The 14,423-nt window shown below is 31.1% G+C and carries 12 protein-coding genes and 1 other RNA gene; 1 reads left to right on the top strand and 12 read right to left on the bottom strand.

The features are described from left to right. Positions 1-252: 252 nt before the first annotated feature. From rnpB to LGK97_RS03325, 6 genes are all read right to left on the bottom strand, one after another. Positions 253-641, bottom strand: an RNA gene (gene rnpB, locus LGK97_RS03350) — RNase P RNA component class A. A 53-nt stretch (positions 642-694) separates the two neighbouring features. Continuing rightward, entirely contained in the window at positions 695-1,387 is a 693-nt protein-coding gene (locus tag LGK97_RS03345) for a tRNA (adenine(22)-N(1))-methyltransferase (RefSeq protein ID WP_226258321.1), read from the bottom strand. Between the two features lie 11 nt (positions 1,388-1,398). Next, a complete protein-coding gene (locus LGK97_RS03340) occupies positions 1,399-2,286 on the bottom strand; it encodes a PH domain-containing protein (RefSeq protein WP_226258320.1) in 888 nt (295 codons plus the stop codon). A gap of 102 nt (positions 2,287-2,388) precedes the next feature. After that, a complete protein-coding gene (gene rpoD, locus LGK97_RS03335) occupies positions 2,389-3,483 on the bottom strand; it encodes an RNA polymerase sigma factor RpoD (protein ID WP_226258319.1) in 1,095 nt (364 codons plus the stop codon). A 22-nt stretch (positions 3,484-3,505) separates the two neighbouring features. Continuing rightward, on the bottom strand, positions 3,506-5,275 hold the full coding sequence (dnaG, locus tag LGK97_RS03330; RefSeq protein ID WP_226258318.1) for a DNA primase: 1,770 nt from the start codon (positions 5,273-5,275) through the stop codon (positions 3,506-3,508). A 227-nt stretch (positions 5,276-5,502) separates the two neighbouring features. Beyond that, positions 5,503-6,531 carry a deoxyguanosinetriphosphate triphosphohydrolase gene (locus tag LGK97_RS03325; protein ID WP_226258317.1) on the bottom strand — a complete coding sequence of 343 codons (1,029 nt, stop codon included), beginning with the start codon at positions 6,529-6,531 and terminating at the stop codon, positions 5,503-5,505. 216 nt (positions 6,532-6,747) lie between these two features. Here LGK97_RS03325 and LGK97_RS03320 point away from each other — a divergent pair, with 216 nt between their 5' ends. Continuing rightward, entirely contained in the window at positions 6,748-7,830 is a 1,083-nt protein-coding gene (locus tag LGK97_RS03320) for a CotS family spore coat protein (RefSeq protein WP_226258316.1), read from the top strand. 67 nt (positions 7,831-7,897) lie between these two features. On the opposite strand, the gene ppdK is transcribed toward LGK97_RS03320, so the two are convergent. The 6 genes from ppdK to LGK97_RS03290 all read right to left on the bottom strand — a co-directional run bounded on the left by ppdK (position 7,898) and on the right by LGK97_RS03290 (position 14,281). Continuing rightward, complete coding sequence (gene ppdK, locus LGK97_RS03315) at positions 7,898-10,534, bottom strand: pyruvate, phosphate dikinase (RefSeq protein WP_226258455.1); 2,637 nt, start codon at positions 10,532-10,534, stop codon at positions 7,898-7,900. A gap of 96 nt (positions 10,535-10,630) precedes the next feature. After that, positions 10,631-11,263, bottom strand: a complete 633-nt coding sequence (locus LGK97_RS03310; protein WP_413228416.1) for a helix-turn-helix transcriptional regulator — start codon at positions 11,261-11,263, stop codon at positions 10,631-10,633. A gap of 323 nt (positions 11,264-11,586) precedes the next feature. Further along, on the bottom strand, positions 11,587-12,168 hold the full coding sequence (locus LGK97_RS03305) for a DUF4342 domain-containing protein (protein WP_226258314.1): 582 nt from the start codon (positions 12,166-12,168) through the stop codon (positions 11,587-11,589). A gap of 32 nt (positions 12,169-12,200) precedes the next feature. Beyond that, a complete protein-coding gene (gene recO / locus LGK97_RS03300) occupies positions 12,201-12,941 on the bottom strand; it encodes a DNA repair protein RecO (protein WP_226258454.1) in 741 nt (246 codons plus the stop codon). Between the two features lie 21 nt (positions 12,942-12,962). Next, positions 12,963-13,844, bottom strand: coding sequence for a GTPase Era (era, locus tag LGK97_RS03295; protein ID WP_226258313.1), 882 nt, complete (start codon positions 13,842-13,844; stop codon positions 12,963-12,965). A 38-nt stretch (positions 13,845-13,882) separates the two neighbouring features. Beyond that, positions 13,883-14,281, bottom strand: a complete 399-nt coding sequence (locus LGK97_RS03290; protein ID WP_226258312.1) for a cytidine deaminase — start codon at positions 14,279-14,281, stop codon at positions 13,883-13,885. Between the last annotated feature and the right edge of the window lie 142 nt (positions 14,282-14,423).

Genomic DNA, 14,423 nt, shown 5'->3' with positions numbered 1-14,423 from the left:
GTTAAAACCCACTTATATAAGAAGATTTCCTAATTAATCCCTTCTTAATAAAAAATAGATTTTTCTGAATTTATTGCCTGTTATTATTATAACATAGTTTCCACAACTTTTCAAAATATTTAAACTTTATACACAATAATAAATATTACGCTATAATATTTAATTATTGTAAGTTTATACAAGTGTATATACAGATATTTCTGTACATCTGAACGCGAAAAAACACTATGCAATTAACATAGTGTTTTCCATAGTGTAAGCAAGCCTATAAGCCGAGTTCTGTATTTGACAATCATCTATCTAGGCCTATTGTTACCAATAGGCTCAAGCGATACACCCGAGAACGAGACGGGCAGTCTCACAATGTTCTCCTATTCGATCTTGCTCCAAGTGGGGTTTACATAGCCGCAAAGTCGCCATTGCGCTGGTGAGCTCTTACCTCACCTTTCCATCCTTGCTAGTATATTGTTAAAGGTTAGTAAAACTAATCTTTAACAATACCTTTAGCGGTATCTCTCTGTTGCACTTTCCTTAGAGTCGCCTCCACTGGGAGTTACCCAGCACCCTGCCCTATGGAGCTCGGACTTTCCTCTCCTAAATTGCTGTAAACAGTATTTAGCAGCGATTGTCTGGCTTACTAACAAAACTTATAATATCATATTGTAGATTAAAAATCAAATAATATTTTCATATATTAAGCAAATTCCTTTAAAAACTCCTTAAGTGCAACAATAGAATGGTAAAGTTGATCTTTTCTATCTTTTGATGCAATTGTATTCGCGCTTAAAGTATCATATATCTTTGTGTATTTTTCTAATTTATATTCTATAAAGTTCTTCATCTCTTGGCTTTTTTTATCTAATAGTATTTTACTTATTTCATAATATATATTATCCAATGTTACAGGATTAGTATTATACCGCGCCTTAATAATCTCGTAGAACTTACCATCTTCACTGCAGATCTCTTCATCTAAGATGTCATATCCTGTATTATACAAATACGCCCTCAAAACCTCAGCATTTTGTACTGGTTGAAGTATCATATATTCTAACTGTTTAACAACCTCTAAGTCAGCTTCTAAAATATCCCTTATTAAATTACCACCCATTCCTGCAATAATGGCTACTTGAACCTCTCCTTTAGCAACTGTAGATAACCCACTCCCTAGTCTACAAATAATTTGACGGTGCAAATTATTGCTAATAACGTTTTTTTTAGCCTTCTCAACTGGTCCTTTATTTATATCAGAGGCAATAGCTCTTTTTATTACGTTATTCTTTACTAAATAAATTGGCACATACCCATGATCTGTTCCCACATCTACAATACTTGTACATTCTTCTATCATACCTGAAATCGCTTTTAGCCTTATACTAAGTTCCATAATTTTCATCCTTATCTAAAGTTAATTAATATTTTAAATTGAACAAATAAAAATACCGTTGCTACAATTAGTGATATATAAATATATTTATGTGCTGATTTTCTATCATATTTCGCACAAAAATGACTTGCATAATACATACAAAAAAGTAATACCATATTTAATACTCCATAAATCATTTGAGTAAATGCAAATTGCTTCCCCGTACCCATTTCTACTTGATTAAACCTTGCATCAAAGTTCAAGGGCATGCTACTAGGTAACCTTTGTTTCAAATATAGTATAAACGGATTTAGTGTTAGTACTAATATTACTACACTTACCACTATGAAAGGTAAAATAAAACGTTTATCTTTATGAAGTTTGTAGCTTTCATCCACCTTATATTTCCACTGCATTTGATGTATATTGTGGTGTATTAAAGTTTCCTCAAATTTCTCATAATCATGAGGTGAAACTGCATAGTTCATTTCTTTAGTTTTTATATGGAAAATCTTCTTATTATCTGTAACAAACATTCTAGATATACCGATTTTATCAATAACAGTTCTTCCAATTGCAAAATTATTAGAAGCTATACCATAAAGTTTAACACCTTTAATAGTACCACTTGAAGTAGTATACCCTTCTATTTCACTTAACGGTATGATTACTTTTTTTAATGAAGCCATAGCCGAAATTTTAAGATTTTGATCATCGATAGTACATTTAAGAGATGTGAAAAGCATCATATAATATGCTAGATATGTATTACACGATATCAACATCAACTTTAATAGACTATCCACAATGTATGAATTAGTAAACCTTAGTAATATTAAAATCAACACATTATAAAGTAAAGCTATGAAGAACATGAAACTTAATCCACGGCCACGCTGAGATATATAAATATCCATTCAATCACCTTCTCAAAGCACATTATAGCATATTAAAATCAATGTTGTAAATAGTTTTGTTTAATATTACATTAAAGGTAAAAAACACCTTGTTAAGGTGTTTTAATCTAAATAATCTTTTAATTTTTTACTTCTACTTGGATGTCTTAATTTACGAAGAGCTTTAGCCTCAATTTGTCTTATTCGTTCTCTTGTTACATTAAACTCTTTTCCAACCTCTTCTAGTGTTCTTGCTCTTCCATCATCTAATCCAAATCTTAATCTTAAAACTTTTTCTTCTCTAGGAGTTAAAGTATCTAAAACATTGATAAGTTGCTCTTTTAGCATTGTAAATGCAGCAGCTTCAGCTGGTGCTAGAGCATCATCGTCAGGAATAAAATCACCTAGATGACTATCTTCTTCTTCCCCTATAGGAGTCTCAAGAGATACTGGTTCCTGTGCAATTTTCATAATCTCTCTAACTTTTGCCACAGGCATTTCCATTCTTTCAGCTACTTCATCTGGTTGAGGCTCACGTCCTAGTTCTTGAAGAAGTTGCCTAGAAACTCTAATAAGCTTATTTATAGTTTCAACCATGTGGACTGGTATCCTAATGGTTCTTGCTTGGTCTGCTATGGCCCTTGTTATTGCCTGCCTAATCCACCAAGTGGCATAAGTACTAAACTTAAATCCTTTTCTATAGTCATATTTTTCTACAGCCTTTATTAACCCTAAATTACCTTCTTGAATAAGATCAAGAAACAACATCCCTCTTCCTACGTACCTTTTAGCTATACTTACTACTAGTCTTAAGTTAGCCTCTGCTAGTTTTTTCTTAGCAACTATATCGCCTTCTTCATTTCTTTTAGCAAGTTCAATTTCCTCTGCAGATGATAATAGTGGAACCTTTCCAATTTCCTTTAAATACATTCTAACAGGATCATCAATGGATATACCTTCTGGTATACTAACATCAAGTTCTTCTGCTTCTGGTTCCGTATCAGATTGAATTAAATCACCTGGAACTGCTTCATGTGAATCTCCAACTACATCTATTTCCATTGATTCTAAAACTTCATAAACCTTTTCTATTTGTTCTGGGCTTAAATCTATTTCATAAAGCTCATCCATTACTTCTTTATAAGTTAAGGATCCTTTCTTCTTACCCTTTTCAATTAGCTTATTTACTATGGCCATTCTTACACTTTTGTCCTTCATGATCTTACCTCCTTTCTAAATACTATAATTGTGTTATATCCTTTTGCACTTCTATAAGTTCTTGTGCTAATTTTATAGACTCTCCAAGCATTCCTTTTGATTCATATTCTTTGATTTTCTTCATAATTTCTTTTTTCGACTCCTCTAACTTAAATTTTTTAAGTTCCTTTATGCAATCATCTATAAGTTTTTTATGTTCTTCTTCATTTCCTATAAACTCAACTTCCATAATATTTATCCATTCTTTTGTAAATTCTATATCATTACATCTTAATTCAATATTTTTTATTTTTTCATCTTTTGTTAAGTTTTTATACTCAACAATTAATGTGTAAATACTTTTATGACTTCGAAGAATTAGTTGTTCTTCAAACATATTTTCTGTAACATAATCGCAACTTTCTTCACTTATAAGCATAAACCTTAATAAGTTTCTTTCAGCTTTAATATATGCTGGTTCTAAATATAATTTTTGTCCAAAATCCTGTTGTATATTCATATTTTGCGATTTATTTGAATTTTTATTGATTTCCTTGCTTAATAAGTCATATATTGGCTGTTCTTTGATACCTGTTTCTTCAGAAATCTTTTTTATATAGACATCTTTCTCAATAGGATCAAGATCTACAACAATTTCAGTGACTTTTTTTACGTACTGTATTATCATTTCACTATTTGAAAAATTTATTCCATCGCCAGCTCTTTTAATCCTATAATCTATTAAAGGAAGAGCCTCATCCACTAATTTCTGAAAAGCCTGATTTCCATTATTTTTTATATACTCGTCAGGGTCTTTACCATTTGGAACTATAAGTACCCTTAAATCAAAGCCTTCAGTTCTTAATATCTCTAGTCCCCGTATTGTTGCAGTTTGGCCTGCGACATCAGCGTCATATGAAATAATAACTGTATCTACATATTTCTTTAATAGTTTAGCTTGATTAATTGTAAGTGCTGTACCTAGTGATGCAACCACATTTGAAAACCCGTATTGATGAAGTGAAATACAGTCCATATAACCTTCCACAACTATTATTGTACGGCTTCTATTGTTTTTTATTACAAAGTTTAATCCATAAAGATGTAACCCTTTATGAAACATCGGAGTCTCGGGTGAGTTCAGATACTTAGGTTTTGAATCATCTAAAACCCTTCCTCCAAATCCAATGACCTTACCCCTATAATCAAATACTGGGAACATTATTCTATTTCTAAATCTGTCATAATAGGACCCTTTGGGACTTTTAATAATTAGCCCTACGTTAAGTAAATCTAATTCTGAGTAGCCTTTATTTTTTAAATGCAGTAACAAGCCATCCCACTTATCAAAGGAAAACCCCAGTCCAAAGTTTTTCATAGTAACCTTTGAAATTCCTCTGTTTAAGAAATATGCTTCAGCGATTTTATCCTTTCTTAAATTTTCATAAAAATATCTAGCTGCTTCTACATTAATGTTGGACATTTTTCTATGCATGTCCTTTTGCTCATTATTTTCTTCGCTTTCAATCTCTATAGTAATGTTAGCCCTTTCAGCTAATATCCTTGCTGCTTCAGGAAATGCTACATTTCTATCCTTCATAATGTAACTGATAACATTACCCGCTTCTCCACATCCAAAACATTTATAAATCTGTTTGTCTTGAGACACGCTAAAGGACGGACTCTTTTCATTATGAAATGGACAAAGGCCTGTATAATTCCTCCCTACTTTTTTAAGTTTAACTCTTTCAGATATTACATCCACAATATCATTTTGTTCCTTTATTTTTCGGATGACATCTTCAGCAATCAATAGATTATTACCACCTTACTTATATAAATTCACAATATATTTTTATTCGACAAAAAAGTGTATTATCCTGCTTTATATCCACTTTTTTAAAATAATAATTATGTTTGTTTATACTATATTCTTTATAAAATGCAAATTTCCTTCAATTTTTATATTTTATATTTATTTCTTTATAAATCTTGAGTTGATATACTATTCTCAAACCTAGTATTAATTGCTTTCAGTTTTTAATAAATAAGAAACTTAGGCACATATAAATTATTAAAAAGCATTAAGCAATAGTCATCACTCATACCAGAAATATAATCTGCTACACCTATATACAATCCTTCCTTATCAACTATGTTTTTATAAAAATCTGGCATAGCCTGAGGCTTGTTATAATAATATGTGAATACTTGCGTTAAAACAAATTGTGCCTTTTGCCTTTCTTCTTTTAATATCTCACCTTTATATATATTGTCAAACATAAAGTTTCGAAGTTCACTTAATGCACCTTCCACATTTTCACTAAGTGACACACCTATAATTCCTTTTTCTAAGTTATCTAGTGTATTATAAATGCAATCTTTAACTAAAGTATCTATTCGCATGCCATGTTTTTTACCTAATATCTTAGTGGCAATTATAGGTAGCATTGTTTCTGTTAATAATCCAGCTCTTATAGAATCGTCTATATCATGATTCACGTATGCAATTTTATCACTATACCTAACCACTTGACCTTCTAAGGTAGTTGCTTTTCCAAACTTTGAAGATAAGCCACTGTGATTGAGGATTCCATCTAACACTTCTTCACTTAAATTAAGCCCTGCACCCGATTTTTCAATTTTTGTTAACACTCTAATGCTATTTTCATTGTGTCTAAATCCTTGTGGCAAAATATCATTAAGTACCTCTTCCCCATTATGAGCGAAGGGCACATGGCCTATGTCATGCCCTAAAGCTATAGCCTCTATAAGATCTTCATTTAAGCCTATCCCTCTCCCAATAGTTTTAGCTATCTGTGCAACTTCTAAAGTGTGGGTTAATCTCGTTCTATAGTGATCGCTACTAGTCTTTATGTACACTTGAGTTTTATGTTTTAATCTCCTAAAGGATTTACTATGTATTATTCTATCCCTGTCCACCATATAACAAGTTCTTATATCATCCTTAGCTTCTAATACTTTCCTACCTTTTGATGCTAAAGATAAGGCTCCAAATGATATAATATTATTATCTTCATTAGTTTCTATTCTTTGGCGAATATTCATAACGTGCCTCCTGGATTCATTGCTAACACTGCAATTAATTGTATTACCTTTAATTTATCCACTTTTAAAAAATAATCAGCAAATATATCTGTTATTTATTTAATTCCTTAGTTAGTATTCTACATATTAATTTAATTTCCTTTTTTAAATATTTAAGTATAATATCAAATCTTTATTAATATCCTAATAATGTAATAATCTTTTAGGAGTGTTAATATGCCCTCCACGGCTGAAAAACTTAATAACATAGATTTATTATCTGAAGAAAATGTAAAGAAATATGTTCTACCTCAGTATAACTTAAGCAATGCTGATGTTATGCAAATTAAATTTAAAGATACCGATAAACAAAGAGCTGTATATAAAGTAACCTACTTCGATGAATGTTATTGTTTAAAGAAGGTTTATTACTGCGTAAAGGATTTATTATTTGTATACTCGGCTATAGAATGGCTATATAGAAATAATGTTAATGTACCTCGTATACTTAAAACAAAGACCAACAACAGATTTGTAACCTATAATAACATGCTATTCATTCTTACTCCCTGGGTTAATGGCACCAAATGCGACTACGATAATATTGATCATATATTAGCATGTGGTACTAATCTTGCAATTATGCATAAAGTAAGCATTAATTTTAAACCTATATGTGGCAGTTCTGCAAAGGAAGGATACGGCAGCTTGGGCACTTCTATTTATAAGCACTACGAAAGTCTTCTTAATTTCTCTAATTTAGCTTATAAATATAATGATTCATTTTCAAAACTTTACCTTGAGCACTTTGATTCAAGTATTAAACTTGCTCAGTACTCAACAACCATTGCCTATAATATGGATGTAACTAACCTTACAAAATCATTGTGTCACCTTGACTATGTCAATAAGAATATAATCTTCGATAATAACAATGAAATATGGGTAATTGATTTTGATAAGTGTAGAAATGACTATTGCGCTCATGATATTTCCTATTGTTTAAGGCGATTACTGAAAAGAGACAATACAAAGTGGGATTTAGAGATAGCAATAAGTTTTCTAGAATTATATCATAAAATCCTGCCTTTAACCTTGGATGACTATAAATACATTCTTGTTTATTTATCTTTTCCCCAAAGATATTGGAAAATATCAAGGGATTACTACGGCAATATTAATAAATGTAATAAAAAAGCCTTCTATAATCTACTAAATAACTCAATAAACAAAAATCAATATCAAATAGACTTCGTTGAGAAACTTAAAACTTATATTGAAAATAAGTTCAAAGTAACCTTAACAAAAACTTATTCATAATTAAAAAGCCACTGCAAAGCAGCGGCTTTTTGTTTTAAAATAATCATGTACCTATAAGTAATAGATATTATTTTTTTCTTGGGTTATTTACTTCAGCTTGTGCAGCTGCAAGTCTTGCAACTGGAACTCTGAATGGTGAACATGATACATAATCAAGTCCTACATTATGGCAGAATTCAACTGAAGATGGATCTCCACCATGTTCTCCACATATTCCAAGTTTTATATTAGGTCTAGTTTTTCTTCCAAGTTCTACAGCCATTTCAACAAGTTTGCCTACTCCTGTTTGGTCTAACTTTTGGAATGGATCAAATTCGAAAACTTTCTTTTCGTAGTAATGTTTAAGGAAAGCACCAGCATCGTCTCTTGAGAATCCAAATGTCATTTGTGTTAAATCGTTTGTTCCAAATGAGAAGAATTCTGCTTCTGTTGCAATGGCATCTGCAGTAAGCGCTGCTCTTGGTATTTCAATCATTGTACCAACCATATACTTTAAATCACTAGCTTTTTCAGCAATGATTTGATCAGCTACTCTTACAACTATATCTTTAACATATTTTAATTCTTTAATTTCTCCAACTAAAGGAATCATTATTTCAGGAACAACATTATATCCTTTTCTAGTCTTAACATCTATAGCAGCTTCAATAACCGCTCTAGTTTGCATTTCAGCTATTTCTGGATATGATACTGCAAGTCTACAACCTCTATGCCCCATCATTGGATTAGTTTCATGTAAAGATTCAACAGTAGATTTTAGATCTTCAAATGTTAATCCCATATCTGCAGCTAATTCTTTTATATCTTCATCAGCTTGTGGTAAGAATTCATGTAGTGGTGGATCTAAGAATCTTATTGTAGCTGGTTTTCCTTCAAGCTCTTCAAATATACCTATAAAATCTTTTCTTTGCATTGGTAGTAACTTTTCTAGTGCTACTCTTCTTGAAGCTTCATCTTTAGAAACAATCATTTCTCTTATAGCTATTATTCTGTCAGCTTCAAAGAACATATGCTCTGTTCTACATAGACCTATACCCTCTGCTCCATATTTAACTGCTTGTGCAGTATCTTTAGGAGTATCAGCGTTAGTTCTAACTTTCAAACTTCTTATTTCATCAGCCCAGCCCATGAATATTTCAAAGTAACCGTTTATCTCAGGTTCAACTGTTTTAATTGATCCTGCATATATATTTCCTGTACTTCCATCCATTGAAATAAAGTCACCTTCGTGGTATGTGGTTTGTCCGATTTGGAAATTCTTATCTTCTTCATTAACTTTTATATCTCCACAACCAGCAACGCAACAAGTTCCCATTCCTCTTGCAACTACCGCAGCATGAGAAGTCATTCCTCCTCTTACTGTTAAGATACCTTCTGATGCAACCATACCTTCAATATCTTCTGGTGAAGTTTCAAGTCTTACAAGAACAACCTTTTCTCCAGCCTCATGTCTAGCTTTTGCTTCTTCAGCTGTGAAATAAACCTTTCCACAAGCAGCTCCAGGAGATGCAGGTAAACCTTTAGCTATTATAGTAGAATTCTTTAATTCTTCTGCATCAAAGTTAGGATGAAGTAATGTATCTAGTTGTTTTGGATCAACCTTCATCATAGCTTCTTCCTTTGTTAACATTCCATCTTCAACTAGTTCTACAGCAATCTTTAATGCAGCTTGTGCTGTTCTTTTTCCGTTTCTTGTTTGTAGGAAGTATAATTTACCATCCTCAATTGTAAACTCCATATCTTGCATATCTTTATAATGGCTTTCAAGTGTATTAACTATTGCCATAAATTCGTCATATACCTTTGGCATATCTTTTCCAAGTTGTGATATATCATTTGGTGTTCTTATTCCAGCAACAACGTCTTCACCTTGTGCATTCATTAAGTACTCAGCATATATACCTTTTTCTCCAGTAGATGGGTTTCTTGAGAAAGCAACACCAGTTCCTGATGTTTCTCCTTTGTTACCAAATACCATTTCTTGAACACTTACTGCTGTTCCCCAGTTTCCTGGAATATCATTTAATCTTCTATAAACGTTAGCACGAGGATTATCCCATGATCTAAATACTGCTGTAATAGATTCTATTAATTGAATTTTTGGATCGCTTGGGAATTCTTCACCTTTTTCTTCTTTATAAAATTGTTTAAACTTTTTAACTAATTCTTTTAAATCGTTAGCGTCTAATTCAGTATCAAATTCAACACCTTTTTCTTCTTTCATTTTATCCATTATGTTTTCAAAGTTTCTTTTTTCTACATCCATAACAACATCAGCAAACATCTGGATGAATCTTCTATATGAGTCATAAGCAAATCTTGGGTTATTTGTTAACTTTGCCATAACTTCTACTGTTTCATCATTTAGTCCAAGATTTAAAATTGTATCCATCATGCCAGGCATTGATGCTCTTGCTCCAGATCTAACTGATACAAGTAATGGATTTTCTAAACTTCCAAATTTCTTTCCTGTGATTTTTTCAAGTTCAATCATTTGAGCATGAATTTCAGTAACAATTTCAGATGCAATTAATTGACCATCATCATAGTATTTATTACAAGCTTCAGTGGTAACAGTGAATCCCTGTGGTACAGGAATTCCAAGACTTGTCATATCAGCAAGATTTGCACCTTTGCCACCTAAAAGATTTTTCATTGAAAGGTTACCTTCGCTAAAAAGGTAAACATATTTCTTATTTTCCATTTTCATACAACCCCTTCGATTCTAAATTATATATGATAACAAGTATTAGAATGTTTCCTTAGGAACAATCAATACTCATTTCACTCAATTGAGTTATTAACCGTTTTCACCCATCTTTACAAATAATCTCGAAATGTTGGTTTTAGATATCTTACCTACAATTCGAAATATTTCTTTTCCATTTTCAAAATCTTTTTCTACTACTGGTAGACTATCTACCTCGTGTTCTATGATCTTTTGTGCAGCTAAATAAACACTATCTTCTTTTTCAACAAGCACTATATTTGGCATTCTAGTCATTATAATCCCTACAGGCACTTTGTGCATATCTGTGCCGCCCATTGCCATCTTAAGGAAATCTTTTCTAGACACAGCCCCCACTAAATTACCTTTATTATGTATAAATAAAGTGCCTACATCATTTAAAAACAAGTGCACTATAGCATCATAAACTGTAGTTTCCTCTGTTGACATTATAGGTTTAGACATTATATCATTAACCTTAATATTTCTTATATAATCATAAATTAAACTGTAAGATGGTTTTTTTGAATATATATATCCAACTTTAGGCCTTGCTTCTAAAATACCAGTCATAGTAAGTATTGCCAGATCTGGTCTTAGCGCGGCTCTTGTAACCCCTAGCTTGCTTGCTAGACGTTCACTGGTGATAGGTGGGTTTTCTTTAACTAATCTTATTATCTCTTCTTGCCTTGATGTTAATTTTATTTCTCCCACCTTCTTTCTTTTAACAACATTTTGGAAGCTTCAAGTCTGCCATCTTCTATAAGTAGCAGTTGCTTAGCGCAGAAAGACTACTTTGGTGTTAGTCTAAATCTGCTTCCAAAGTTATTAATATTGCAGCATCGCAGATGATGATTTAACTTATCAAACATATGTATATATGCACTATAAATCGCAATTAAGCTATTTTTTTCATAGCATTCAAAATATTATACCACATTATCGCAATGAAATGTAGGGTCTAACTATTAATATATTGTTAAAAGGATAAAATATTCCTATACTAATATTTTACCCTTTAATTACCTTTATTTTTCTTCTTCTTGTTTCTGCTGGTCTTGTTTTTCATCAAATTCCACTGTATATTTATACACATTATCGTTTATATCCTCTTTGCTATCTTTGTTACCTTTGGTAAAATTATCTTTTGTATCATTAAATCTTTCTTTTACTTCATCAACTGTGTTTTTTATAATAGTGTTAACCACTTCTACACTACCATCCTCTTTAGTTATCTCTATAGTAACTTTTGTAAGCACTGCTGTTAATACTCCTATACCAATAAGTGCTGGATATATTAATCCAAATATTCCTGCTGCAATTCCTGCGTTAATAGGTATATCTACAACTACAGTTTCATCCTTTTTAATTTTCACCCTTGTTACATTACCTTTTCTTATAATGTCTTTTACCCATGTCATAAACTCATCTTTTGTTGTATACATTTCTTCCATGTTAAACTTAGAAGCTTTGCTTTGTTTAGCCTCGATATAAATCAAAGCATTAACAACATCGCCATCACATTCTTCTAATGCTTCCTTAGCATCAGTGTATGAAACTCCTGTCCGTTCCTTGATTATGTCAATTTTCTCAAGTGTAATTTCTGCCATTAAAATCATCCTCCTCAAAATTTGTATAAATACTACTTTTTAAAATAATTAAGCATTTCTAAACTCTTTGGCCTTCTAGTATAGTTTTCTGAAATAATAAATGATAAAATCTTATATAACTCAAGCTTTGATGCTTGGGATACAACAATTCTATGAATCTTATCCATACCAAAACCATTTAAGAATTTTAATGTATTATATGTAGGATTTGAAATATATATACTATTTTGCTTTTCACAATCTTTGCAAATGGGACCACATGATTGTAAATCAATATTATTAGATAAAGTTATTTTTCTTCTACACTTAACACATTGATTAAAATTGAGTTCATAGCCTGTTGCCTTTAAAATCTTAGTTTCAAAAGCACGTGCTAATATTTCTATATCCATAACATCATTTTTTATAAAATAAAAAGCAGTAACTAAATGTTTAAAAAGTTCTTTATTAGGCTCTTCATTCTCCATTGAAATATCAATTAATTCATTGAAATATGATGCATACGTAATTGTATCTAAATCTCTTAATACTTGTTGAAAAGAATCTATAATTGTAACTTCATTTATTGTATATAAGTTTTTCCCTTTAAAAAGTAGAAACTCTCCATAACAACAAGGTAGTGTGGATGATATATATTTACTTTTATTTTTTCTAGCTCCCTTTGCTATTGCTGTTATTTTACCAAAGTCTTCAGTAAAAAGCCAAACTAACTTATCATTCTCTTTAAACTCCTGTGTTTTTATTACAATAGCTCTAGTTTTTAAAATTGACAGAAAATCATCCCCTACTACGCCCTATTTATATCCAAGATCTTTTAAAATACTTGAAGTATCTCTCCACTCTTTCTTTACTTTTACCCATAATCTTAAGTATACATTTTCTCCTAAGAACTTTACTATATCTTGTCTTGCATAAGTAGAAATCTGCTTTAGGGTTTTTCCGCCTTTTCCAATTATTATGCCTTTATGTGAATCCTTTTCACATAGCATATTAGCTTCAATATTGTATAAGTTTTTTTCATCTCTTTTCATAGAAATAATCTCTACTGCTATTCCATGAGGCACTTCTTGAGATAATAGTTTTAAAGCTTTTTCTCTTATAATTTCAGTTATAATAAATCTTTCTTGTTGATCTGTAATCATATCTTCTGGGTAGTACATTGGTCCCTCAGGAATATTTTCTGCTATAAGGTTTGTAACTACGTCAACATTCTTGCCTTTCATTGCAGATATAGGTATTATTTCTTTAAAACTAAAGTATTCAGAATATGACTTAATAGTTTTTGCTACTCTTTCTTGAGTATTCTCATCAATCTTATTGACTAATAAGAAAACCGGAGTGTTAATATCTTTGAATTGTTCAAGAATGTGTATATCCCCTGGTTCAATTTCATCCCCAGGTGTAGTTATAAATAATATTACATCTACTTCACTAGTTGATTGTTTAGCTACTTTAACCATATATTCACCTAGTTTATGTCTAGGTTTATGCATTCCTGGAGTATCTACAAATATTATTTGAGAATCTTTATTTGTTAAAATAGTTTGAATATTATTCCTTGTGGTTTGAGGTCTATTGGAGACAATTGATAACTTCTCCCCCATAATAAAATTTATTAATGTAGATTTCCCTACATTTGGTCTTCCGATAATTGTTACGAATCCTGATTTAAACATATTTCCTCCTTCTCGTTATCTAAAGTAAACAATAATTTTTACTTTAATAAATCTTCTTTAGTAAAAGCTCCTGGTAATATCTCTTCCATTGTTTTGACTACATATTCATCTTCATTTTTTACTAATATAATATTTATATCCTCAGTAGCAAATTCTACTATAACTTGCCTGCATATGCCACATGGATACGTGTTAGTTGACATATCGCCAACTACTGCTATAGCCTTAATCTTTTTATGGCCTTCAGATACAGCTTTAAAAATTGCGGTTCTTTCAGCGCAATTAGTAGCACCGTATGAAGCATTCTCTATATTACATCCAGAATATATTGAGCCATCCTCCGTAAGAACCGCTGCTCCAACCTTAAATTTTGAATATGGCACGTAAGCATTCTCTCTAGCATCTATTGCAATCTTAGCTAATTTTTTATAATCCATCATTACACTCCTATACAAATAATTTAAGCACATGAAAATAATTAACTTAATTCATGTGTTTTAACATTAAAAATCACGTATACCAATTATATCACTAAATATTACTATTTCAATAATATTATAATTATATTTGAGTTTTATA

This window comes from Clostridium sp. CS001 (assembly GCF_020443565.1).
Classification (GTDB): domain Bacteria; phylum Bacillota; class Clostridia; order Clostridiales; family Clostridiaceae; genus Clostridium_AD.
This window is presented reverse-complemented; position numbering and strand designations above follow the sequence as displayed.